This window comes from Rhodococcus sp. 05-2256-B1 (assembly GCF_002258465.1).
GTDB lineage: Bacteria > Actinomycetota > Actinomycetes > Mycobacteriales > Mycobacteriaceae > Rhodococcoides > Rhodococcoides fascians.
Genome location: NZ_NOZA01000041.1, coordinates 317,087 through 339,975 on the forward strand (window position 1 = coordinate 317,087; position 22,889 = coordinate 339,975).

Below are 22,889 nucleotides of genomic sequence, written 5' to 3' on the forward strand. Positions count from 1 at the left end.
CGGGGATCGGCGTCCTCACTGCGATGCCGACCCCCGAGTAGCGCGAAACTCGTTGGGTTTCAGTAGATGTTCGAGGGGCGGACCATTCCTTCGGCGAGATCGCCGAATCCGGGGGCCACGATCGCGCCCGGGTTGCCGAATACCTCTTCCACCACTGCGGTTTCGGTGGTGATCAGCAGCGCTGCAATGGAAGCCGCACTTTCGAGCGCCGCACGCGTCACTTTGAAGGGATCGATCACTCCGTCGTCGAACATGTCTCCGTATTCGCCGGTGAGCGCATTGAAGCCATGGCCCAGTGGCAGTCCGGACACGATCTCCACGACGTCGTCGCCTTCGTAGCCGGCGTTGATGGCGATCCATCGAAGCGGTTCGGTGAGCGCTTTGCGGACCACTTCGGCACCGATCGCCTGGTCTCCGGTCAGCTCCAACTCGCCGAGGGCGCGATGGGACTGCGCCAACGCGGTACCCCCGCCGGAGACGATCCCGGATTCCAGAGCTGCTCGAGACGCCGCCAGGGCGTCCTCGACACGCAGCATGCGTTCCTTGAGCTCGACACTGGTGGCCCCGCCTACCTTGACCACGGCCACCCGGCCGGTCAGTCGTGCGATCCTCTGCTCGAGGCTGTCCCGGTCACCGTCGATCTTGGAGCGCTCGAATTGCGACTCGAGCTGAGCCACGCGCGCGTCGAGCAGCTTGGGATCGCCCCGGCCACCGACAATGGTGGTCGAGTGCTCGGTGACGGTGATGCGGTCGCACGAGCCCAGTTGGTCGAGCGAGACCTCGAACAATTCGAGGCCGGTGTCCTTGGCGATGACCTGACCCCCGAGCGACACGGCGAGGTCCTGGAGTTCTGCGACGCGGCGATGTCCGAAGCCCGGTGCTCGCACCACGACGGACTGCATCGTGTTGTGCATGTTTCCACCGACCAACAGCTGCAGCGCCGGTCCATCGACGTCCTCGGCGATGACCACCAGGGGACGATCTGCTCGCTTCGCGGCTTCGATGCTCGGCATGATGTCCTGGACTTGGTTGATCTTCTTGTTGGTCAACAGAATGACCGGATTTTCGTGGACGGCTTCTGCTCGCTCGTGATCGGTGATCATGTAGCCGGAGATGAACCCGTGATCGAACTCGATGCCGTCGACCACGTCGACCGACATCCCGAGAGTGTCGCTTTCCTCGGTGGTGACGATGCCCGACTTGCCCACGTACTCGACGGCTTTGGCCACGCACTGGCCGATGGCGTCGTCGTCGCTGGCCGCCAGTGTCGCGATGCGTTCGAGGTCTGCATTGCCGACCACCTCGACGGCTTGAACGCGCAAGGAATCGACGACGGCCGAGACGGCGGTCTCGATGCCTCGGCGCAGACGCATCGGGTTGGCACCGGCGTCCACTGCTCGCAGCCCCTCCCGCACCATCGCTTGGGCGAGCACGGTGGCAGTGGTGGTTCCGTCGCCGACCACTCCGTTTGTCTTCATCGCAACCTCTTTGACCAGCTGCGCACCCATGTTCGCAAACGGGTTGCTGAGCTGAATCTCTTTTGCGATGGTGACGCCGTCGTTGGTGATAGTCGGTGGGCCCGTGAGCTTCTCGAGCACGGCGTTGCGCCCCTTCGGGCCCAGAGTCACCTTGACCGCGTCGGCGAGTGCGTTGACGCCTTGCTCCAGTAAAGCGCGCGCCTCAGTGTTGAACCGCAGTTCTTTGGCCATGACGTATTCCCTTCGAGTGGTGTGATGTGCGGTCGGTTCGGTTCACGGGGTCGAGAGCGTGGACTGTCCGGACGAAAGTCGAAGCCCTCTTCGGTCGTCCGGCATCATGGGTTTGCCGCTCTCGTCCACGAAGACGCGACTGTTGGGACAGATGCTCAGCCCGAGCGCGCTCCGCCGTCGCAACAATGCTGTGGTGTGTCTTTCGCCCCTGATATCGCGGAGTGTCAGGGAACGAACACGATCGGTACCTTCTCCGGTGCGCGCCAGATGCTCCTCGATGGAACGCTCCAGAACCGCGAAATATGCTTCGAGACAGGCAGTCTCGTCGACCTCTTCGGTGTCCACCGCACCGAAGAGGTCTTGGTCGACGTCGGTTTTGTACATCTTCGAATCTCCCACTCGTGTCGGTTCGGGGCTGCGCATCGATGGCCGGCGCTCGATCGGCCGAAGCGAGGTCAGGGCCGTTCGGCGAGATCGAACCCGATGTACTTGGCGGCGTCCTCGGGGCTGGCGAAGAGCATCGTCTTGTCGTCGAGGTGCACCATGCGGCCGTAATGCGTCGAGCTGATCTCCTCGAAGACCGACCCGTCGAATTCCTGGCCGAGTGCATCGGTCAGCTCGTCGTAGTCGAACGAGAGAAGTTTGGTGCCGTCGACGCGGATCATCGAGGGATACTCGGTGAGCTCGACGCCGTCCTTGTCACCCATGACCTCGGCAACCACACGTCCGACCGGCGTGTTCATCAGCGTCACGCCGCACTTGTTGGAGAACTCCGTGTCCGATCCGAAATGCATGGTCATAGTGCCAACTCCTGCGGGATGTCGAGGCCGAGTGATTCGAGCAGAACGGTGAATTTGGCGATCGCCGCGTCCAAGCTGGTCGCGAACGTCACGGCCTTGTCCGCGGGCTGCGACCAGATGGGTTGCAATGCGCGTGCGGCGGCGAGGCATCTCGGTACCCACAGCGCCATCCATTCGCCGAACAGTGCGCGATTGGCTTCGCCGTGTTCCGGGTCGTGTGTGAGCAGCTGGAACAGCGTCCGGGTGTAGTTGAGGTCGCGGTCGTAGTCGTGCTCGCCGGTACCGACGATGGTCGGGGTGATGTAGTCGCCGTTGCGGGCGGAAATCTGCATCACCAGTTCGGTGCGGAACAGGGAGCCGACGAGCTGCTCGAAGACGATGTTGGTTGCGAAGAGCAATTCGCACCAATCCGGCACAGCCGTCAGCTGTTCCACGACCTCACGTGTCGGCTGCCACTCGGGTGCGCTCTTCCACACCTCCATGTGGGCCGAACCGTCGAAGGAGACATCGGCTTCGGACAGATCGAGATTGAACAATGCGAGATCCTGTGCGAACCGCATCTTGTGGGCGGCGTTCACCGCAACGGCCGTGTTGATCATGTTCGTCGGCCCCGAACGCTGAATGGACGTGAACACATGCAGTGCCAGTCCATTTTCCGCGTGCATCCAGGCCCCGACGTTCCGCTCGATGAACTTCAGCCACGGGGTGTTCCAGCCGGCGTAGGCACGGGCCCGCTTGGCGTTGCTCAGACACAGCTCGACTTGATGCACGACCGCGGAGTTGTTGCGGAAGATCGTCTGGTCCCATTCTTCGTTGGGATCGAGAAATTGGTGCCAGTTCGAGGATTTCGCGACCGTCCACTCCTGTGGGTAACCGCCCGGGCCGTCGCCGAAGCCGTAGATCCACCCTTGCGTGAGGTGCCGATCCGGGTCCGGCTGAACGTCGACGGTCACGTCCTCGTACATCGTGGCCCGACGTTTTGCCGGTGTGTAGTAGCTGTACGTACGGCTTCTCGAACTGGGGAACTCCTTTGCTCCGGCCTCGGAGTCGGTGAATTCGATTGTGGGGAAGCTGCGTTGCTTCGGCTCCGTCGTGGCAGTCGAGTCTGTGGTGGCAGTCATGTCTGGCCTCTCGGTTGAGGTAGGGGCTGGTGTTCGTGGTGCGCGTGCCCGGTCTCGGCGGTGAACTAGTCGAAGGCAGGGCTGGTGAACTTGTCGAAGAAGATCTGGTCCGTCGGCGTTCCGCACACGTCGAGGAGGTCCAACGCAGCGTCGACCATCGGGGGAGGTCCGCACAGGTAGACCTCGGCTTTGGCGATGTAGGGCTCGAGACGACGTACGACGTCGGTGACGTTTCCCTCTTCGATCGACAAGGATCCCGAGGATGCGACTCCCGCTGCGTCGGATACGCACGCCACGAAGGTGAAGTCGACCAAACCTGCACCGAGGGAGATGATCTCGTCGACGTAGAACAGGTCGGCCGGGGTTCTCGCGCCGTAGTAGAAGTGCACGGGACGGGTGTTGCCGGACTCGCTCATGTGCCGGACCAGCGACAGGACGGGTGCCATGCCGGCACCACCGCCGATGCAGACCACGGGCAGGACGTGACCGTCCTTGAGGGTCGAGGAGCCGTACGGGCCGGTCAGGGAAATGCTGTCGCCGACCGAAATTCCGTCGTCCAGCAAGGCTGCGAATACGCCGCCCGGATATTTCTTGATGAGGAACTCGACCTGGTTCGGCGTCGACGGTGTCGACGCCATAGAGAAGGATCTGAACTCGTCGGTGCCGGGGATCTGCAGATCGGCGTATTGGCCGGGTTTGAACTCGAACACCTCGGGCTCGATCGGTTCGAGGCGTAGGGCCACGATGTCGGCGGTGACCGACTCGACCGAGACTACGCGGGTGGTGACGTTCTGAATTGGAATTCCACCGAGTAGTTCGTCTTCGTCGAAATTGAGCAGCTCGATGGTGCAATCACTATAAGCCTTTGTGCGACAGAGTAGTACGAAACCCTCGTCCTGTTCTGCCTCGTTGCACGCGAAAGTGGAGTGGCCCTCCATCTGAATGTCTCCGTCGAGAACGAACGACTTGCACGCCGAGCAACGTCCTTCGCGACAGCCGTGCATCAGGTGGATTCCTTGTCGGAAGGCCGCGTCGAGAATGTGTTCGTCCTCTCGGACTTCCATCTCGATGTCGACCGGGTCGAACGTGATTCGGTGTGTGTCGGCCACGAGGGGTTCTCCTGAATCGAAAGAAAGTGATCGTGCTGGATGCGGTGGGCAGCGCCCGTGATCGGCCGCTGCCCACCGAGTCTGTGATCAGGCAGGCATGGTCGCGCCGGCTCGGTACGCGGCGATGTGTGCGTTCCGCTCCGATTCGGTCATCTGGTTCAGCAACACGTTCGGGCTCTGGAAGGTGTTCCCGCGGACATCGTCGAGTGTCCACATCTTCTTCGGATCCAGATCGAGATGTGGCTGACCGACGAGCGTCTTGCCGTCGTCGCGGACGTAGCCGAGATCGGAGACGATGTCGGCGAGATCCTTGCCGTGGTGCAGTGTCTCCCATTCACGGAAACCGGTGAGACGACCCATGTTCGGCGTCTCCTTGCCCTCGTACTCGCCGCGGAAGGCAACTGCGTCGGTCCAGTAGCACGTCTCCGAACAGTAAGTGCGCCACTGGTTGTCGACCTTCTCGAGCACCATGTCCTCGCGGATGAGGGCCGGCACCATGCACGTCCAGCAGCGGTGCGGGTACTGGTAGCCGACGTCCTCGAATGCGATCGGCTTGTTGATCCCCGGGTACGCGAGCCGGTTGTACTCCTCCCACCACTTGCCGTACTTGCTGTACCAGCCGGGGTACTTGTGCTCGAACCACTCGAAGTCCGTGTCGGTCATGGTGTCGATGCGCCAGTAGTTGACCGGCCAACCGGTGGCGAAGAATCGCGCAACCTCGTGCACGTAGCCCTTGTTCGTGATCCGGTTCCACGCTTCTTCGACCAAGTCGTGGGGGATTGTCAGGCCGTATTTCTCGAGCGGGATCAGGTAGCTGCGGTAGTAGTCGTCGTAGATCCACCGCTGCCACATCTCGGCGTAGCTTTCGCGGTCCTTGCGTCGATCCTTGGTGCCGTACTCGATGAACGTGCCGATGGCCGCGTCGACGACGCAGTGGTTGTTCCACCAGGCGTAACGCAGATCGCGTTCCAGGAGAGGACGATTCCGCTCGTCAGCGAGGGCCATGAGCAGAATCGAGTACCCGTTCGAGATGTGCCGTGATTCGTCGGACTGCACCGAGTGGAACACCGTCGGCAACAGGTAGTCGCCGTTGGCGGCGGCCTCGTCCGGCATGGCCACGAACAAGGTGTTGGTGAACGCCGTCTCCGCCACCACCGTCAGATAGATATTTGCCGCCGTGATGGCATCACCGGTGATGAAGCCCTCGCCGAACTGCCTGCCGATTGTGCCCGCATAGTTGTTCGCGAACGCCTTCTCGGTCATATCGAAGCCGGCCGGGTCGATGTAGTTGTTCATGTACAGCTTCTTGAGATTCATCTGAATCGTCGAGTGACGCACCTCGTCGATCATCTGAACGGCAAGACCGTTGTGGATCTCGGGGTTCGGCACGGCGTCGATCGCCATCGGCATCGCACGTGCCGCCGAAATCTCGGGGAACGGAATGATCGAGAGGAACAACTTCTGCCACTCGAGCCAGCGTTGCTGGACCTGGCGGAACATGTTGCCGCGAATGGCACCGTCCATCGCGCCGTACACGCGGTTGTCCTTCTCCTCCTCCATGGGGAAGTAGGACCGCATGATCTGCTTGAGTGGGTCCTTCTTGGGTGCTTTCTCGAACGTGTAGTCCGTGCCGAAGCGAGTAGCAGGGGTAGCGAACGTGGGTTCCCACGTCAGCTCCGAAATCTTCGCGTGTGCCTTGGTAAGGCTTTGCCTACTCAATGTGCGCCTCCTGGATGCGAGGTCGGCAGGGGTTGTCGACCTTCTCGGGAAGATGTGCACATGATTGAACACCGTGATCTACGTCTCATCTGTCTCAGTTTGAGATTTGTGGCACTCAATGTGCGGCCTGGTAGACGGCGTACAGATCGGTCGAAAGTGCACCCAATGGAAACAAACCGAACGTAAGGTGTGATTGTCTCGCCGAGGAGGGCACGTGAGTTTTAGATCAGGCAGAACGGCGACTGTGAGCGAGTCGGATGCTCAGGCTTCGCCGTTGTTCATCCCGCTGTTGTTCATCTCGGTGCTCTTCGTCGGTGCGTTGCCGTTCTACGTTCGGCAACCGGTCGTCAGCGGTGAGTCGGTGTCGGGTCCGGCGTGGTTCGGCGGTGCGCACCTCGGAGAACCAGCAGCCGGTGTGTACTGGCTGTGCGCTCTGCCGGTGTGCATCGGGGCCGTCGCGGTCTACTGCGTGTGGAGCGAACGTCGATCGGGCGTCGCCTTGCATGTTCGGCTGTGTCTCGTTGCGAGTCTCGGATTGTCTAGTGCAACAGCAGTTTTCGTGCAGAACGGAATGATGTTCTACGTGGGTAACATGACGATTCGAGGATTGTTGCCCTTACTGGCGATATCGATCGCGGTCCTGGTGTGGGGTGTCGGCCTGCGGTCGCGGTTGCTGGTGGCAATCGGTGTTGTCGCCGTTGCTGCGAGTCTGGTGTCCAACCTCTACAACGTCGAGAATCTCGTGCCGCGGGAGTGGGCACTGGACCCCCGCTTCGGTCTGTGGCCGAACATCGTGCTGACCGCAGCGGTGTTCGCGGTCGGAGCAGTGGGGTCGGGGTTTGCCGAACGGTCCCGGCGGTAAAGCCTGCAACGCAGCGTGACCCGGGCGATGGGGGTCGTCGCCGGCGGTGGACACTGGCAGGATGGCCAGCCCAGGTGACCCGAAGTCGGTGTGGACGACAGTCTCGGTGATCGTCGGCACCGTGGCAGCAGGCGTCGTAGTCGCCGGTCTTCTCCACGATCCGCAACCCGACGCCGTGTCGATACCCGGCTGTGCGGAGGTCGTCCAGCCCGAGGACATGCAGAGAATCAACTACGCCATTGTCGGACCGGATTCCGCCCCGGCGGGGTTCGCCGCAGCAGCCAAGTCGGCCGCTTTGGCGCGAGCCCTTCCCGCCGGGACCACGGTAGAACCCGATGCCATGTTCCCGCCGCTGACATTCGACTCCAGCGCCTCTGCGTATGGGCGTATCTCGCTGGGCGGAGCCGTGGGTGACCTGAACGTGAGGCTGTCGACATCCGACCAATCTGCCGGTCCATGTTTGGCCGGCTACGTCGATGAGCGTCGGACACTGAGTGACGGCACAGTCGTCGATCTGAGATCATCCGAAAGAGGCAGTCGCGTAGAGGTATACGGGACCGACGGCAGCATCGTCGATGTATCCGCCGACCCTGTGTTGACGGTCCAGCAAGTGACCGACATCGCGATGACGCCCTGTCTTCGCTGGAATCCTAGGCCCCCTTGACCGCCGTACCTTGCACGCCGGTGTCGGCACTGCCCCAACATGTCCGACCCCGCCGCAATGTCTGCGACGGGGTAGGGCACATCCGCGTGTTTCTACGCGCGGGCGACCAGCTTTCCTGCGATTCCCGACAAGATTTCGGTCGGCCTCTGCTGCTCACCCTGCTGAGCACCCAGCACCACGAGGGTTCCGGTCAGAACCGGCAATGCCCACTGGAGGTACTTCAATTGCTTCTGTGCTGCGGCGGCCTCGCGTGGGGTACCTGCTGACGGCTCGGTGGCCGAATCGATCGAATGGCCCTGAGCCTTGGTCGTTTTCGCGCCGAGAACGCCGCTGTACGCGGTGGCGGCGAGGGCGGCCCCGGTAACGGCGATCTTCAAGTTGGTGTTGGCGGTGACACCCTGCTGATGACGAGCACGACCGCGGTTGGCCATGAGTATGCCTGCGCCGCCGATGAGATGTGCACCGATGGCCGCGGCGTTGACCGGAGCCCATTTCGCCCACCCTGCCGCGGCAACCTGTGCGCGGTCTCGCGGATCCTGCACCGCAGTGGCAGCACCGTTGACGCCCACGGCACCCATGAGCGAGCCGCCGAACCAGGCAGCAGCACCGAGATCGTGTAGCGAACGGATGAGGGTATTTCTGTTGGACATCTGAGGATCCTTCGGTTGTGTGCGCTGCTCCGATCGCGAAACACGCGATATAACAGAGGTTTTGGCGGCCGCGTGAACGGCTCCTTCTACATCGGTTACCCGCGTGAGCGGTTTCCACACCTGGGCCCCACGCCGACTCGAACCGGAACGCCACGGATGCGCCCTCGCTCCTCGAACCCCGTCAGGCGTTCAGAGCAGTGAGCCGACCAGAACGAGGCTGCTCCCCGTGCACCACGACGACTGTTGCGATGCGAAGAACGCGACAGCTGCTGCTACTTCCTCCGGTGTGCCGTAGCGCCCTTGTTTGTCGGCGATGAGGGTGTCGAACCCTCCTTCCGGTAGCCCCAGAGCTGCCTCGAATTCGGGGGCTGCCGTGGTGACCAGTGCGGTGTCGATGAACCCCGGCAGCACAGCGTTGACTCGAACACCCTGCGTTCTGAACTCCGTTGCGGCGGTTTCGGTCAGATTTCTCACCGCGGCCTTGCTGGCGGCGTAGGGCGCGAGCAGCGCCGAACCTGCCGTCGCGGTGATCGAGCTGATGGTGACGATGGAGCCGCCGCCGGATGCTGCGATCGCGGGTGCGGCGTAGCGGATGGTCAGGAACACGCCGTCCAGGTTGACTGCGGTGGTACGCCGCCAATCGGCGTACGACATCTGTGCGATCGCTCTGACCTCGCCGACGCCGGCGTTGGGAATTGCTATGTGCAGGTTGCCGAAGTGTTCGACCGTCTGCTCGACGAGAGATCGAACCTGATGCTCGTCGGTGACGTCTGTCGCGACAGCGATCGCACCGTCGATCGACGACGCCACCTGGCGAGCGGCGTCGAGATCGATGTCGGAGACGACCACCTGTGCGCCGTCGGAGGCCAGTCGCCGCGCTATGGCGGCGCCGAGGCCTGCCCCGGCACCGGTGACGAGTGCGACCTTGCCGTGGAGAGATTCGTCGATTGGCATTGTGTTCGGTCCTTCCGTGGGAAAGCAGAGGTAGTGCCTTCTCGCTGACGACAGAGAAGACGAAAGATATTGCTGTGTCGCTGTTTCAGCGCTTCAGGAGGTCATCCAGAGCTCGTCGCGCTGCATTCAGTCCCGCCATGCCGTGTGCACCGGGTCCGGGGGGAGTTGCCGCAGAGCAGAGATAGAACCCCGGCGTACCCGTGCGGTACGGGTCTCGGCCGGGCCGTGGTCCGAGGAGCAATTGTGTCGGTGACGACGTACCGCACAGAATGTCGCCGCCGACGAAATTTGCGTTTCCTTCGGCGAAGCTCTGCGGAGACGTGCTGACTGTCTCCACAATTCGCGAACGCAGGCCCGGTGCGAACTGTTCGATGCGGTCGATCACGACGTCGGTGACATCGTGGTCGAGGCCGGCGGGAACATGGGCGTATGCGTACAGCGGTACGACGTCTCCGTCCGCGCGCTGAGGATCTGCGACGAACTGCTGCCCGACGAGGACGAACGGCCGATCGGGCATTCGTCCTGCAGCAACGGCCGCCTCGGCTGCGATGGTGTCCTCGGCGCTACCTCCCACGTGCACAGTGCCGGCCTGCGCGACCCGGGAGTCGGTCCACGGGACTCCGCCGCGCACCGCGAGGTCGACCTTGAACGCAGCCGGACCGTGCCGAAACCTGTTGTAGGAGCGACGTGTACGCGTCGTGAGTTCCTGGCCGAGTACGTCGGCCACCACGGCCGGCGTCGTGTCGAAGATCGTGATGTCCGACGACGGCAGATCGGCTCGCGAGGCAACCCGCGTCGAGGTCTGCACGGTTGCTCCCAGTTCGATGAGCGCGGAGTGCATCGCCCGTGAGATCGCCGCGGTTCCGCCCTCCGCCACCGGCCATCCGTTGTGGTGTCCGGCGGTCAGGATTCCCACCCCGATGGCGGAGGAGAACACTTCGGTCAACGGCCGCATCGCGTGTGCCGCTGCTCCGACGAACAGTGCCCGCGCCTGCGGCGTGGTGAACACCCGTGACAACATCGCAGCGGGCAGAGCAGTCGGCGCACCGAATCTCGCCAGCAGCAGTGGATGTCGGGGCAGGTGCACGACCGGTCCGAGTAGGTCTGCGGACAGTCTGTCGTACGACGACGACGGTTGCCCGAACAGTGCCTTCCATCGTTTGCCGTCCGCACCCAGGCCCACAGCAGTCTCGTTTATCGATCGATGGAGCAGCGCTGCCGCGTCGTCGAGAAGCGGATGTGCACAATCGATCTCGGGCCACCGCCACGTCAGTCCGTGTTGCTCGAGACCGGCGAGGGCGGGTGAACCCACCGCCATCGGATGGAAACCGGCACAGTGATCGACGAGCAGATCGACGGTGGTGAAAGGCCGGTGGCTACGGGTGCCGCCGCCGATCTCGCTCTCCGCCTCCAGCACGGTGACGTGTATGCCGTCGCGTGCCAGAGCAAGTGCAGCGGCAAGCCCGTTCGGGCCGCTGCCCACTATCGTCGCGGATCGCGTCATGATGTCGATTCTCCAGCACCGGCCGTCGCTGACGACGCCTCTGGTGCCGAGTGTCGAGCGGTTGTCGAGTCTGCGCGACGCCGCCACGTCACCGACATGGGGATGGGGCCGTCGGGTAGCCACGGCTGGGCGGACACCGCGTCGTCGACGTTCCACGTACCGGTTTCGATCACGCCGAGGGCGGCATCGATGAGCTTGTAGGACTGCGTCTTTCGATGGATGGGCTGCGATTCGACCCACGCCACCACGAACTCGCCCGGCTCGAAGTTGCAGCGTCGCTGAATCGCTGCGATGAGGGAGGCGTCGTGCAGGTGGCCGTCGCCGAAGTTGAAGCCGAGAATCGAGTTGCAGGCGAATTCGCCTTCACGCACCGTCCATCGATCGATGTCGGGAACGTTGCGGATCAGAAGCGAGAACAATCCGCGACCCTGACTGTGCATCGAGCGCCATGCGATGGTCTGTTGCATCGTGATCTCGGCGACGGCAGGCGGGTAACCCATGGCTTCGAGCTGTCGTACCTGATTGCGGGTGGGGCGCACGATCTGATCGAGCTTGTCCTCGGCACCCGGTGCGAACGCCCACAGACCGGAGGCCCAGTTGCCCGCGTACTGGCGCATCGAGGGCGTGAAGGCGACGAGGTCCGGTCGGAGGTTGCCCAGAACCGGGAAGAAGAACAAGCACACCAGCGCTGTCGCCACGAACCACGGGGAGGCGTCGAAGATCGAGAATCCCTGTCCTGCAGGATGTCCGACGAAGAGGAACACCGCTGCGTAGGCGAACAACAGATTCCACTCGAGCGGCACCGCCAGCGGGAACGTCGAGATGATGAACAGGTGGAATGCCACCATGAGAAGTGCTCCGACGAGTGCGACGGTCGTGTTGGTGGTGAGCAGCAACACGACCGGTACCGCGATCTCGACGGTGGTGCCCAATACGTGCGCGATCAACTTGGCCGTTGCCGAGGGGCGAATGTCGTCCGGGAAATTCCGGTAGTGCTTGCGCCTGGCCCAGCGCGTGGGAATGCAGGGGCTGTTCGAGACCATGGGCGGAACGACGTTGGCGAAATGTGCACCGAATTTCGAGATGCCGGCCCCGACCCACACCGAGAAGATGAGCAGCTTCAGTCCGACGACGAGGTCGACGATGGCGTTGTCACCGAGAATTCCCACGAGACCGAACAGGACTATCGCAGGACCGTACTGCTCGGCGCGGGCAGCGATGAAGATCGTCTTGTCACGAAGGCCCACAACGATGGTGAGCAAGACCGGCGCGATCGCCCAGCGTGGATCGACGAGGTTGCCGATGCCCTCGGGCAGGATCGAGGCAAATGCACCGGGCGGTGTTCCGGGCGCGATGACGGGGACGAACAGACTCACCAGGAGCGCGAGATACAGCACGACGTCCAGCGGCGTCCTGGTGTCACCCGAGGTGAACGGCACCTTGCCCGGCCACGGAGGCATCCGAACGGTCCCCGGTTTCGCCCAGAACAGGATTCCGCCTGTCATCGGCTTGAACTTGCCGGCGATCGGTCCCCATGACCCCGCGAGTCCGACGGTTTCGAGCAGCATCGTCCAGTAGACCAACTTCTGGTAGACGATCATGTCGTCCCACCACGAGCCGACGTCCCACGGCATCCCGACGCCGGAAGTCAGTGTCGCCAGAGTCAGGCCGATCCCGATGTAGAGCACCAGGAGCTTGACGACGTAGGTGGTGGGGATGACCTTCGGCGAGCCGAAGCCGTAGTCGACCCAATGCAGTGCAAGGGTTTTCACTCGTTCCAGCAGGGGCCGGTCGAGGAAGGTTTCGAGGTCGACAGGTGGAAACTGTCCGTTCTTGAATCCCATGAGTGAGCTTTCTGTAGCGAGCGCTGAGGATGAAGGAGCAGGAGTCAGCCCTGTCGCCCGAGGCTCGGGTCGCGGTGACGCAACCATCGGACTGTGTCCTGCACCACAGAAAGCTACGGGGTTCCTATCGGCGGTCCCAATGGTTCGCCGACCCGAGGCTCACCTTCGTTTTTGTGACGCCGACACAAAGTGCACTCTCAGGAGAGGATCCGAGCCCCGAGCCACTGACATGCGGTGAGGGCAACCTCGACGGCGAGTCGGTCGTCGGACAGTGGCCGGGGGAGCAGCTTCTCGGCATTGTCGACGCGGTAGCGAATCGAGTTCTTGTGCATCGTCATCACCGCAGCCGCCGCGGAGAGGCTCCGTTCGCACGCGAGGTAGATCCGCAACGTGGTGCGCAATCGTTCGGCATGTGTGGTGTCGGCGGCCAACTGCGGTCCCAGCACGGTCAGGACCCAGGCCTGTAGTGCCGACGGGTCGCGAGCGCACAGGTCCACCACGGCCAACCCGGGGTCGTCGTAGCGTTCGATCGTTCGGCCTCGGCCACCCAGAACGGCCACGTGATGGGCGCGCTGAGCCTGCCGGTGGGATGTGACGAACCCGGCCGCGTCGAGTCCGATGGCCCCGGCCGCCAACAGAGGTGCGTCCTCGGTCCGCGGTCGAGTGTTGATGCGATCGAGAACGACGGCGAGATCTGTGTCGTTCGATGGAACCTGAATCCATCCCCACGCGGTAGCGCCGTCGCGTCCGACCACCAGGGGAGGGGCCGGACTGTCCAAGTCCGCCGCCAGAGCGCGGATGGTGGTGGTGAACCTGCGCATCCGGTCGCCGCGAACGGCGGACTCGCCGACCCAGGCCACGACAGCCAGGTGTCGTCCGCGCAGTCGATACCCGGTCACTCGCTCGACGACATCCACCGACCCCTTGCCGTTCAGGAGATCGAGTACCGCATCGAGTCGAGCATTCTCGCGGTCCGCCAGCCAGGACTCCCGCTCGGTCTCGTACACCGCGGCCACCCGTTGCGAGATCCAGTCGATGTAGTCGAACACCGAATCGACGATCACGCGGTGCGCTTCCATCCGGACCGGGTCCGGCGCGGCCAGCGACATCGAGGTCTCGAACGCTCGATCGAGCAGAAATTGCTGTCCGAGTCGATAGGCGCGAACCAAGGCATTGACCGGCACGCCCCACTGAGCCAGCCGGCGCGCATATTCGATGGCCGCCGCCGGCGGCTCGAATCCGGCACCGCCGATGTCGTGCTGCAGAGCGTGCAGGATCGTGTCGACGTTGCCCTCGATACTCGATCCCAGCAGCTCGATCAGCGATGGTTCGTTGTTCAGTTCCGTGATGCGCGACGCGAGTGTCGTGCGCATCTGCGCCACGACATCTGCCAGCCGGGCATTGAGGTGCGCGGCAACCGCAGCCACGTGAGTGCGCACCGCCTCGGCGGAGGCGGGCGAGATGTCGGCAGGTGTCGGCACGGGTGTTCCTTTACGTTTCGGGCTACAAATAATCCGCGGTTTTTGTGCTGCTGGACCGAAGTCTTTCAAACGGGCAATCCGTAACCTACGTCACATGCTGCCAATTCTCGACGCCTCCTCGCCGGTTCTGCAGGCCATGTACCGCCGTATCGACAACGACCCGGACGGCGCGTGTCTGTCCGACGACTCCACTCGGTTGAGCAATGCCGAGTTCGGGCTCGACGTCGACGCGGTTGCTGCCGAACTCGTCGACGCGGGGGTGGGAGCGGGTGATGTGGTTGCAGTCTTGCTTCCGAATCGCATCGACATCATCACCACGATGTTCGCGGCATGGGTGCTGGGAGCAACGTTGACTCCCGTCAATCCCGCACTCACCGACGACGAGGTGCGCTATCAACTCGAGGACTCGACCGCCCGCGTGCTCGTCGGTAGCGAGCGAGCCTGCACTCTCGGCCGCGCGCAGGGTATTTCGTTCATCGACGTGGACTCCCGCGATCGTCGTCCCCGCACGCCGCAGTTGGACGGCACGCATCGTGGAGCGGGGCCTGCCGACAGCTCGGCCCCCGCCTTGATCGTCTACACCTCGGGAACGACGGGGCGGCCGAAAGGCTGTGTGCTGACTCATCGCAACGTCGACCGGATGAGCGCCGCGATCGTGACGGCCTGCGAATTGACCGATGCCGATACGAGCCTGCTGGTGCTTCCACTCTTCCACTGCAACGGACTCGTCGTCGGCTCGGTCGCTCCGCTACGAGCAGGCGGACGTGTGCACATCGCGCCTCGTTTCTCGCCGGACACGTTCTGGCACAACGTGGAGACCGTCCGGCCCACCTACTTCTCCGCAGTGCCCACCATGTACTCACTGTTGGCGGACCGCGGCTCGACCGACCGCGACATCTCGTCGCTTCGATTCGTCATCTGTGGAGCAGCGCCCATGCCTGCCGGCCTGATCGCGTCGTTCGAATCGATCTTCGGCGTGCCGGTCGTCGAAGGGTACGGCCTGTCGGAATGCACTGTGGCGGCAACGATCAACCCGCCGAACGGGATTCGCAAGCCGGGTACGGTCGGCATCGCGCTACCCGGTATCGACATTGCGATCGATACACCCGACGGTCCGAGCTCCCTTCCTGGCCGGACCGGTGAAGTGTTGGTGAGCGGAGAGACGGTCATGCAGGGATATCTGGGTCTGCCGGACGTGACCGCTAAGACCATTCGAGAGGGGTGGTTGCACACCGGCGACATCGGAGTCCTCGACGAGGACGGCTATCTCGTCTTGGTGGATCGACTCAAGGACATGATCATTCGCGGCGGCGAGAACATCGCGCCGAGCGAAATCGAACATGTCCTGCAATCCCATCCCGACGTCCTGGAAGTGGCCGTCGTGGGCGAAGCGCATCCGGTCTACGGGGAGGTGCCCGTCGCGCACGTCGTGGCACGAGCCGGTCGCAGTATCTCGGTCGACGAGCTGGACGCGCACTGCGCGCGGAGCCTGGCCAAGTTCAAGCGACCGACTCGGACAGTCGTCCACGACGCTCTACCGAAGAACTCCGTCGGAAAGATCGTGAAGAAGGAGCTCGGCGCGTAGTCCGATCCGACCTGCCCTGTCGCTACCGGGTCAGGACGGTCGCGGTCACATGGACGAGGCCGCGAAGGTCAGGAACACGACGAACAATCCGATGCCACCGAGCGCCGCACCGATCACGGCGTCGCGACCGTTGGACGCGTCGCCCTCGACTGCGCGGCCGAGACCGATCCAGCCACTGACCACCGCGATCACTCCGGCCGGGATGGTCACGAAGTCTCCGACGAACGGCACGAATGCGCAGACGACCGCGACGATGCCCGCAATCAACGCCAGGTTCCCGGCACCGTCTCGGAACATCGACCGAGAAGGGGACTTGCGCATCACCGGCACTCCTTCTCGCATGCAGTGCGGCAGCACCGCCCCGACCTGTTCTTCTGCAGGTAACCGGCAACGACGCCTCCATAGTAGAGACTCGATCATCTCTTCATCGGCGACGGTCAGTCGGATTTCATCGGAACGGGGTGGGAGTCGCGGCCAGTTGTATGCGCTGTGCCGTCGGGCAATCGCCGTCGAGCCTCGCACATACCCGAATGGTCAGGGCGTGGGCGTGCTTCTGCGAACGCGGTAGTTGTGCCATGCCTGCGCCGCCAGAGGCATCCCGACAGCGCCGATGCAGACGACCGGCAACGCGAAAAACCACGGTACGGATGCGCTCTTCGCGGCCACTGCAACACCGAAGACGACCATCGGAAATCCGAAGGTGTCCAGTAGGTCTACCTGCCGGGGTTCGATCGGCGGCCGACCGTTCCAGGGAATTCGGCGGCCCGCGTTCTCGCGCATCCTTCGGCGCGTCGACGCAACGGTCAGCGCCGCGCCTATCGCTGTCGTGCATATCCCTGCGACGACCATCCATGACTGTCCGTCCTCGACCAGAACCGCCGTCAGAACAAGTTCTACAAGGACGATGCGCGCACCCCACACCTCTTCCATCGAGGTGCAGCCTCGCGCTCGTCCCGTTGCACGTCGACCGGCCGCATCGGCTGCAGGGGCTCCATGTCTCGACCCTCCCATACCGCGGCTCTTGACCGGTCCCTGCGACTCACCGTACCCTGACCGACAGTTGATATATCAGAAACGCAGCGGCCCGCCGAACCGAGGAATCGAAAGTATGACCACAGCGCTCAAGATCGACGGAACCGCGGTCAGCGCGATCGTCAAGGACGATCTGCGATACCGCGTCGAACGACTCGCCCAGCAGAGGATTCGGCCCGGCCTGGGCACGATTCTGGTGGGCGACGATCCGGGGAGCCGTTCCTATGTCGCGGCGAAGCATCGCGACTGCGCCGAGGTGGGACTGCACTCGATTCAGGTCCGGTTGCCTGCGCCCGCGAGTCAGCAGGAGATCGAAGATGCCGTGCACGCTCTCAACGAGGATCCCGAGTGCACCGGGTTCATCGTTCAGTTGCCGCTGCCCTCGCACATCGACACCCATCGGGTGATCGAGCTGATCGATCCTCGTAAAGATGCCGACGGGCTGCATCCGACCAATTTGGGCCGGCTCGTACTCGGCATGGACGGGCCGCTGCCCTGCACCCCACGGGGGATATTGGAACTGCTTCGGCACCACGATGTTCCGATCACCGGTGCTCGCTTCTGCATCATCGGATGTGGAATCACGGTGGGTCGTCCGCTCGGCTTGATGCTGACGCGTCGCAGCGAACACGCCACCGTGACCATGTGTCACGAGGCGACGGTGGACACCGCCGCGCACACTCGGGCCGCCGACGTGGTCATCGCGGCAGCGGGTGTTGCGCATCTGGTGCAACCGGACTGGATCAGTGCCGGAGCCACGGTGTTGTCGGTGGGAATCACCCGTACCGTCGAGGGCATTCTCGGCGACGTGCACCCCGGCGTCGAGCACATTGCGGGGCGGCTCAGTGGAGCGACCGGCGGGGTCGGGCCGATGACCAGGGCGATGCTGCTGACGAACGTGGTGGAGTGCGCGGAGGCCGCTCAGGCCGAGGGGATGAAGGACTCCCGGTAGCACATCTTCTCGCTGATCTCTGCGGCGGCGGCCAGTACGTCGGGGACGATGGCCCGCATTCTGGTTTCGTCGAAGCGGTATACCGGTCCCGAGATGCTCAGCGCGGCGGTCGTCTTGCCGGTGTAGTCGAGAATCGGGGCTGCGATGGCGTTGAGTCCGGTCTCGAACTCTTCGACGACGACGGCATATCCGAGGGATACCGCGGCATCGAGTTCGGCAGTGAGACCGGCTTTGGTGGTGAGCGTGTGCTCGGTGTACCGGTGGAGGTCGAGTCCGTCCACAACGTCCTGACGCGTATCCGAGTCGAGGGCAGCCAGCAACACCTTGCCGCTCGCGGTGGCGTGCAGCGGTGTCTGCTCCCCGATCCAGTTATGAGTTCCCACCGAACTCGGCCCGCGGGCCTGGTCCAGGTGGACCGCTGTATTGGACCGCAGCACAGCGATATTGACCGTTTCGCCGAGCTTGCCGGCGAGGCGTTCACAGACCGCGTGGCCGTATTCGGTGATCTCCAGACGCTCGGGCACGGCCGCCGCGAGCCGGAGGACTCCGAGGCTGAGCCGGTACTTGCCGCGATTGTGCGTCTGCATCACCATGTCGTGTTCTTCGAGCGACGCCAGCAGCCTCGACACCGTGGATTTGTGCACACCGATCTCGGTGGCAATGGCGCTCACGCCGGCCTCTCCGAGCCGTGCCACGACCTCGAGCACCCGAAATGCGCGGTCGACGGACTGGACGCCACCCTCGGGGGCACGTGTCGAATCGTCGCTGGCCACCCCCGCGACTATACGTAACAGGCACTTGGCCGTGGTGTTGCCCCTCGGAGCGTGGCCCGAGCCGGCGATCTAGATGACAGCGCGCACCGCGTCGTCGAACTCGGTCACGTGTGCTCGGGCGATGGTCGCGGCCTTCTCGGCATCCCCGGCCGCGATGGCGCGCAGCAGCTCGGTGTGCGTTCCCACGTGGTCGGCCAGCGGAGGCAGACGATCCATGAACAACCAGAATATTCGCGTCGCGAGATTGTTGTAGCGAATCAATGCGTCTTCGAGAACCGGGTTGGCCGCCAGCCGGTAGACGGTGCGATGCACTTCGGCGTCCCAGTTGATCAGGTCGTGTTGGCTCGGCGGGGTCGCCTCGAACTTCTCGGTGCGGTCGGCCATGCCCAGCAGAACTTGGCGTTGGGTTGCGGTGGCCGCGGTGGCTGCCTTGGCGGCGGCCAGGGGCTCGAGCCGCTGGCGGATTTCGGAGATGTCGCCCAGATCGGCGACGTCGATGGCCGTGGCAAAAGTGCCGCGGCGTGCGTGCGAGATGACGAGGCGCTCGTACTCGAGCCGTTTGAGAGCTTCCCGCACCGGCGTGCGTCCCACCCCCAGCTCGGCGGACAACGCCGATTCGACGACGGCCTCACCCGGCTTGATGGTCAGCATGATCAGTTTGTCGCGGATAGCCGAGTAAGCGACGTCGGCCATCGTCGCTCCGGGTTCGCCCGGCACCCCCGACGATCCGGGGGCGCCCGGCGATGCGACCTCGACACTCATGGTTACCGATCCTATCGGCACCGAGTGCGGGGCAGCGTGCGGTCAGGCCTCGATGCGGTTCTTCAGCCAGTCGTGGAAGATGCCGATGTGGTGTTCGCTGCCCACCAGCACTCCGCCGTCGCGGTACTTCCGTGAGCTCATGGCGGGCTGGCAGCGTTCGCACGCCTCGAAGTCCTGCAGATTGACGCGGTGGAACAACTCCACCGATTTCTGCAGATCCCGTCCCGATGCGACGACGCCGGGCAGGTACAGCCAATCGCATTCCACCAGAGTGCGATCGGCGGCAAGTGGATACATCCGATGGATGATCACGTGATCCGGGACGAGGTTGACGAACACCTGTGGCCGGACGGTGATGGCGTAGTAGCGCCGGTCCTGTTCGGGTGCGATTCCGGGAATGGAGTCGTGTCCCTCGGAACCGTCGAGCGTGAATCCCTTGACGGATTCCCCGAATTCGGCCCCGTGGCCCACGTAGTACTGGGCGGCGTAACCGTCGGCGAATTCGGGAAGTACCTCGGTCAGCTCGGGGTGGATGGTGGCGCAGTGGTAGCACTCCATGAAGTTCTCGATGATGAGCTTCCAGTTGGCCTTGACGTCGTAGCTCACGCGGCGGCCGAGACCGAGGTCTTCGATCTTGTAGCGGTCGATCGACTCGACGTCGCCGAGTCGATCACGGATGTCCTGCACGACAGTGGTGTCGAAGGAGGCCGGATTGTCGCTGAGATTGACCCAGACGTACCCGAGCCATTCCTCGACCGACACCGACGCCAGGCCGTAGCGAACTCGGTCGATATCGGGCATCTTGGTGAGATTCGGTGCTGCGATGAGCTTTCCATCGAGATCGTAGGTCCAGGCGTGGTACGGACACTGGAACGATCGCTTGACTTCGCCCTTGTCCTCCATGCAGATTCGAGCACCGCGGTGCGCGCACACGTTCAGGTAGGCCTTGATCGCCCCGGTTCGGGTGCGCGTCACGATGACGCTTTCGCGGCCGATCTGCACGGTGCGAAAGGCGCCGGGCTTGTCCAGATCGGCGGCACGGACCGCGCAGATCCACAGTTCCTCGAAGATCTTCTCCTGCTCGAGCTCGAAGATGGCCGGATCGGTGTAGTAGCGACCGGGAAGGGTGGAGATGAGGCTTTCGGGCAGGGGAAGGGAGGTTGCGGGCGGCGTGGTGTCGGGAATGGTGGTCAAGGGGTCCTCCGTACGTGGCCGATCTTGTGGATCGGTGACGAGACGTCAACTGGGGTAATGGAATACGACGGGTGGAGCAGCGGCCTGGGTGATTTCAGACCGCGCGAGCGGGAGCCGAGAGCTGTCGGCGCCAGCGGGTGAACAATCGAACTTGATTGACACCGAGTACACCGACGGGAAGTCCGTCGGATCGATACACGGCGAGGAAACTCCCGAGTTCGGGCGAACCCTCTTCGATGGTGCATTCACTGTCCGGTCCGGCGGTGCCGGCGAACTGAATACGTGACCCGTACTGGTCGGACCAGAAATACGGAGGTTTGACGTGTTGGCCGCCGTAACTGCCCGAGAGCAGGGTGGCCACTGCAACGGTGGGCCGTTCGGACGCCCCGGCCCAATGCTCGACGCGTCGGTGGACACCGGTCGAATCCAGCCATGCGGCGCAGTCGCCGACCGCGACCACTCCGGGTACGGCGGTCGCGCCGCCGCCGTCGCACAGGATTCCGTTGCCCAGCGCGAGTCCGCTGGTGCCGAGCCAGTCTATGTTCGGACTGCCGCCGATGCCGACAACCACGACGTCGGCGTCGAGGAGTCGGCCGTCCGCGAGGCGAACGCCTGTCACTCGGTCGGTGCCGGTCAGGCCGTCGACGGCGATTCCGCAGATCAACGTGGTGCCGTTGTCGCGGTGCAGATTGCCCACCGCGCTACCCAATCGTGCACCGAGTGGCCCGGCGAGCGGTGACGGGGCGGCTTCGACGACGGTGACGTCGAGGCCCAACTTCCTTGCGGTGGAAGCTACTTCGGCTCCGATGAAGCCTGCGCCGATGACGACGAGACGTGCGCCGGGCGTGAGATCTGCACGCAGCCGGTCGGCGTCGTCGATCGTACGCAAAACGTGCACACCGGCGAGGTGATCGGTACCGGGAAGCGATCGCGCGCGTGAGCCGGTGGCGAGGACGACGCCGTCGGAGGTCAGCTCGGCACCGTCGTCGAGAGTGACGGTGCGACGCGATGGATCGAGGGCGGTGGCCGTGCGGCCCAGAATCCAGGTGGCGTCGAGGTTTTCGTCGTCGGGTTCGAGGGCGAGAGTGCTCACGTCCACGTCGCCGGCGAGGTATTCCTTCGACAGGGGAGGGCGGTCGTAGGGTCGATGGCTCTCGGCACCGACGATGGTGACGGAGCCGTCGAACCCGGCCGCCCGCAGTGCACGCGCGGAGCACAGGCCTGCCAGGGAGGCTCCGACGATGGTGACGCTCTTCATGAATGTCCCTCGGCGGCCAACCGGCTGCGAACGTCGGGCGGAAGATTGGGGGCCGCGGTGCTCAGCTCGACGTAGACGACGCCGTCCTCGACGACGACGGTGTGCGTGCGGACAGGCAACTTGGCGGGCGGAGCGTCGACAGCACCGGTACGCAGGTCGAAGGTGGACGCGTGGAGCGGGCATTCGACCGCGCACCCTTCGAGCCAGCCGTCGGCGAGCGACGCGTCCTGATGCGTACAGGTGTCATCGATCGCGAACAGCTCACCGTCCTCGGTGTGGAACACCGCCACGGGAGGGGTGGTGTCGACACGCAGAGCTTCGCCGCCGGGGAGATCGGCCAAGGAACACACCTTGAGCATTCGGATCCTTTCTGTATCGCTATGCGGAACACGTCTTACTTCCCGCAACAACAGTGTGAACATCGCCACAAGAGTGTGTCAATAGGTGACGGCACTTTTCATACATGCGAAACACGGCGTAACCGGAACCGGACAAACCACGCGTTGCACCAGCTGAGCAGGTGGTTAGCCCGTGCAAGGACATGCGTGGCCGGTGCCACATCCGCCCGACTCGATGATGCCCCCGACGTCGGAATACGTCGAGGGCACCATGAAGCAAAACGCTACCGACGGGTAAAAAGGCCCACTTTGATATATCAGAGGTGTCGAGCCGCAGCGCACGGGCTCGAGTCACCGGAAGCGGCCACCTTCTCGACCCGGAACTGCCCGCTCACAGGACCACCACCGAACGCAGCACCGTGCCCTGATGCATCTTCTCGAACGCCGCCTCGATATCACCGAGACCGATCCGTTCGGTGACGAACTTCTCGAGCGGCAACCGACCCTGCTCGTACAGATCGACCAACATCGGAAAATCCCGCTCCGGCAGGCAATCGCCGTACCACGACGACTTCAAC

At 63.7% G+C, this 22,889-nt stretch carries 22 protein-coding genes and 1 pseudogene; 4 read left to right on the forward strand and 19 right to left on the reverse strand.

Features of this window, described 5'->3' with window-relative positions:
* Positions 1–59: 59 nt before the first annotated feature.
* The 6 genes from groL to CH285_RS27005 all read right to left on the reverse strand — a co-directional run bounded on the left by groL (position 60) and on the right by CH285_RS27005 (position 6,458).
* Positions 60–1,709 carry a chaperonin GroEL gene (gene groL, locus CH285_RS26980; RefSeq protein ID WP_032368907.1) on the reverse strand — a complete coding sequence of 550 codons (1,650 nt, stop codon included), beginning with the start codon at positions 1,707–1,709 and terminating at the stop codon, positions 60–62.
* A 42-nt stretch (positions 1,710–1,751) separates the two neighbouring features.
* The gene (locus CH285_RS26985; protein WP_141215001.1) at positions 1,752–2,093 is read right to left on the reverse strand and encodes a hypothetical protein; all 342 of its coding nucleotides are present in this window, start codon (positions 2,091–2,093) and stop codon (positions 1,752–1,754) included.
* Positions 2,094–2,164: 71 nt separating this feature from the next.
* Entirely contained in the window at positions 2,165–2,509 is a 345-nt protein-coding gene (gene mimD, locus CH285_RS26990) for a propane 2-monooxygenase effector subunit MimD (protein ID WP_027494759.1), read from the reverse strand.
* Positions 2,506–3,630: an aromatic/alkene monooxygenase hydroxylase subunit beta gene (locus tag CH285_RS26995; protein WP_027494758.1), complete on the reverse strand. Its 1,125-nt coding sequence runs from the start codon at positions 3,628–3,630 to the stop codon at positions 2,506–2,508. The genes mimD and CH285_RS26995 overlap by 4 nt, the downstream gene beginning before the upstream one ends.
* A 65-nt stretch (positions 3,631–3,695) precedes the next feature.
* Positions 3,696–4,739: an FAD-binding oxidoreductase gene (locus tag CH285_RS27000; protein ID WP_032368906.1), complete on the reverse strand. Its 1,044-nt coding sequence runs from the start codon at positions 4,737–4,739 to the stop codon at positions 3,696–3,698.
* An 87-nt stretch (positions 4,740–4,826) separates the two neighbouring features.
* A complete protein-coding gene (locus tag CH285_RS27005; protein WP_032368905.1) occupies positions 4,827–6,458 on the reverse strand; it encodes a methane monooxygenase in 1,632 nt (543 codons plus the stop codon).
* Between the two features lie 244 nt (positions 6,459–6,702).
* Here CH285_RS27005 and CH285_RS27010 point away from each other — a divergent pair, with 244 nt between their 5' ends.
* Entirely contained in the window at positions 6,703–7,320 is a 618-nt protein-coding gene (locus CH285_RS27010; protein ID WP_032368904.1) for a hypothetical protein, read from the forward strand.
* A gap of 61 nt (positions 7,321–7,381) precedes the next feature.
* The gene (locus CH285_RS27015; protein WP_052068636.1) at positions 7,382–7,984 is read left to right on the forward strand and encodes a hypothetical protein; all 603 of its coding nucleotides are present in this window, start codon (positions 7,382–7,384) and stop codon (positions 7,982–7,984) included.
* A gap of 92 nt (positions 7,985–8,076) precedes the next feature.
* On the opposite strand, the gene CH285_RS27020 is transcribed toward CH285_RS27015, so the two are convergent.
* From CH285_RS27020 to CH285_RS27040, 5 genes are all read right to left on the reverse strand, one after another.
* The gene (locus CH285_RS27020) at positions 8,077–8,634 is read right to left on the reverse strand and encodes a hypothetical protein (protein WP_032368903.1); all 558 of its coding nucleotides are present in this window, start codon (positions 8,632–8,634) and stop codon (positions 8,077–8,079) included.
* Between the two features lie 189 nt (positions 8,635–8,823).
* Positions 8,824–9,588, reverse strand: coding sequence for an SDR family oxidoreductase (locus tag CH285_RS27025; protein ID WP_094643102.1), 765 nt, complete (start codon positions 9,586–9,588; stop codon positions 8,824–8,826).
* 85 nt (positions 9,589–9,673) lie between these two features.
* Entirely contained in the window at positions 9,674–11,092 is a 1,419-nt protein-coding gene (locus CH285_RS27030) for a phytoene desaturase family protein (RefSeq protein ID WP_032368902.1), read from the reverse strand.
* Entirely contained in the window at positions 11,089–12,936 is a 1,848-nt protein-coding gene (locus CH285_RS27035) for a DUF3556 domain-containing protein (RefSeq protein WP_032384759.1), read from the reverse strand. Before CH285_RS27035 ends, CH285_RS27030 begins: the two co-directional genes overlap by 4 nt.
* Before the next feature lie 197 nt (positions 12,937–13,133).
* A complete protein-coding gene (locus CH285_RS27040; protein ID WP_051364922.1) occupies positions 13,134–14,417 on the reverse strand; it encodes a PucR family transcriptional regulator in 1,284 nt (427 codons plus the stop codon).
* 94 nt (positions 14,418–14,511) lie between these two features.
* On the opposite strand from CH285_RS27040, the gene CH285_RS27045 reads away from it, so the two are divergent.
* Positions 14,512–16,002, forward strand: coding sequence for a class I adenylate-forming enzyme family protein (locus CH285_RS27045; protein ID WP_094643101.1), 1,491 nt, complete (start codon positions 14,512–14,514; stop codon positions 16,000–16,002).
* A gap of 45 nt (positions 16,003–16,047) precedes the next feature.
* Here CH285_RS27045 and CH285_RS27050 read toward each other — a convergent pair whose 3' ends face one another.
* Positions 16,048–16,323: a hypothetical protein gene (locus tag CH285_RS27050; RefSeq protein WP_032366628.1), complete on the reverse strand. Its 276-nt coding sequence runs from the start codon at positions 16,321–16,323 to the stop codon at positions 16,048–16,050.
* Between the two features lie 213 nt (positions 16,324–16,536).
* Entirely contained in the window at positions 16,537–16,932 is a 396-nt protein-coding gene (locus tag CH285_RS27055) for a hypothetical protein (protein ID WP_094643100.1), read from the reverse strand.
* Positions 16,933–17,110: 178 nt separating this feature from the next.
* On the opposite strand from CH285_RS27055, the gene CH285_RS27060 reads away from it, so the two are divergent.
* Entirely contained in the window at positions 17,111–17,986 is an 876-nt protein-coding gene (locus CH285_RS27060) for a bifunctional methylenetetrahydrofolate dehydrogenase/methenyltetrahydrofolate cyclohydrolase (RefSeq protein ID WP_094643099.1), read from the forward strand.
* Here the strand turns inward: CH285_RS27060 and CH285_RS27065 are convergent.
* The 6 genes and pseudogenes from CH285_RS27065 to CH285_RS27090 form a co-directional block, all read right to left on the reverse strand.
* On the reverse strand, positions 17,956–18,759 hold the full coding sequence (locus tag CH285_RS27065) for an IclR family transcriptional regulator (protein WP_217900675.1): 804 nt from the start codon (positions 18,757–18,759) through the stop codon (positions 17,956–17,958). The two genes, CH285_RS27060 and CH285_RS27065, sit on opposite strands and share 31 nt — an antisense overlap.
* Positions 18,760–18,828: 69 nt before the next feature.
* Positions 18,829–19,521 carry a GntR family transcriptional regulator gene (locus tag CH285_RS27070; protein ID WP_201010485.1) on the reverse strand — a complete coding sequence of 231 codons (693 nt, stop codon included), beginning with the start codon at positions 19,519–19,521 and terminating at the stop codon, positions 18,829–18,831.
* Positions 19,522–19,563: 42 nt separating this feature from the next.
* Positions 19,564–20,715 (reverse strand): aromatic ring-hydroxylating oxygenase subunit alpha, encoded by a 1,152-nt coding sequence (locus CH285_RS27075; RefSeq protein ID WP_027494741.1) that lies wholly within the window; start codon positions 20,713–20,715, stop codon positions 19,564–19,566.
* Positions 20,716–20,809: 94 nt separating this feature from the next.
* Positions 20,810–21,973: an NAD(P)/FAD-dependent oxidoreductase gene (locus tag CH285_RS27080; RefSeq protein ID WP_176458590.1), complete on the reverse strand. Its 1,164-nt coding sequence runs from the start codon at positions 21,971–21,973 to the stop codon at positions 20,810–20,812.
* The gene (locus CH285_RS27085) at positions 21,970–22,332 is read right to left on the reverse strand and encodes a bifunctional 3-phenylpropionate/cinnamic acid dioxygenase ferredoxin subunit (RefSeq protein WP_027494739.1); all 363 of its coding nucleotides are present in this window, start codon (positions 22,330–22,332) and stop codon (positions 21,970–21,972) included. Before CH285_RS27085 ends, CH285_RS27080 begins: the two co-directional genes overlap by 4 nt.
* A 370-nt stretch (positions 22,333–22,702) precedes the next feature.
* Positions 22,703–22,889, reverse strand: a pseudogene (locus CH285_RS27090) (S-(hydroxymethyl)mycothiol dehydrogenase); the annotation flags it as partial.

Excerpts from the sequence above, each read along its gene's own strand:
- CH285_RS27025 (WP_094643102.1), bottom strand. The coding sequence starts at position 9,588 with ATGCCAATCGACGAATCTCTCCACGGCAAGGTCGCACTCGTCACCGGT.
- CH285_RS27020 (WP_032368903.1), bottom strand. The coding sequence starts at position 8,634 with ATGTCCAACAGAAATACCCTCATCCGTTCGCTACACGATCTCGGTGCT.
- CH285_RS27085 (WP_027494739.1), bottom strand. The coding sequence starts at position 22,332 with ATGCTCAAGGTGTGTTCCTTGGCCGATCTCCCCGGCGGCGAAGCTCTG.
- CH285_RS27045 (WP_094643101.1), top strand. The coding sequence starts at position 14,512 with ATGCTGCCAATTCTCGACGCCTCCTCGCCGGTTCTGCAGGCCATGTAC.
- mimD (WP_027494759.1), bottom strand. The coding sequence starts at position 2,509 with ATGACCATGCATTTCGGATCGGACACGGAGTTCTCCAACAAGTGCGGC.
- CH285_RS26985 (WP_141215001.1), bottom strand. The coding sequence starts at position 2,093 with ATGTACAAAACCGACGTCGACCAAGACCTCTTCGGTGCGGTGGACACC.
- CH285_RS27080 (WP_176458590.1), bottom strand. The coding sequence starts at position 21,973 with ATGAAGAGCGTCACCATCGTCGGAGCCTCCCTGGCAGGCCTGTGCTCC.
- CH285_RS27055 (WP_094643100.1), bottom strand. The coding sequence starts at position 16,932 with ATGGAAGAGGTGTGGGGTGCGCGCATCGTCCTTGTAGAACTTGTTCTG.
- CH285_RS27050 (WP_032366628.1), bottom strand. The coding sequence starts at position 16,323 with ATGCGCAAGTCCCCTTCTCGGTCGATGTTCCGAGACGGTGCCGGGAAC.
- CH285_RS27060 (WP_094643099.1), top strand. The coding sequence starts at position 17,111 with ATGACCACAGCGCTCAAGATCGACGGAACCGCGGTCAGCGCGATCGTC.
- CH285_RS26995 (WP_027494758.1), bottom strand. The coding sequence starts at position 3,630 with ATGACTGCCACCACAGACTCGACTGCCACGACGGAGCCGAAGCAACGC.
- CH285_RS27070 (WP_201010485.1), bottom strand. The coding sequence starts at position 19,521 with ATGAGTGTCGAGGTCGCATCGCCGGGCGCCCCCGGATCGTCGGGGGTG.
- CH285_RS27030 (WP_032368902.1), bottom strand. The coding sequence starts at position 11,092 with ATGACGCGATCCGCGACGATAGTGGGCAGCGGCCCGAACGGGCTTGCC.
- CH285_RS27035 (WP_032384759.1), bottom strand. The coding sequence starts at position 12,936 with ATGGGATTCAAGAACGGACAGTTTCCACCTGTCGACCTCGAAACCTTC.
- groL (WP_032368907.1), bottom strand. The coding sequence starts at position 1,709 with ATGGCCAAAGAACTGCGGTTCAACACTGAGGCGCGCGCTTTACTGGAG.
- CH285_RS27015 (WP_052068636.1), top strand. The coding sequence starts at position 7,382 with ATGGCCAGCCCAGGTGACCCGAAGTCGGTGTGGACGACAGTCTCGGTG.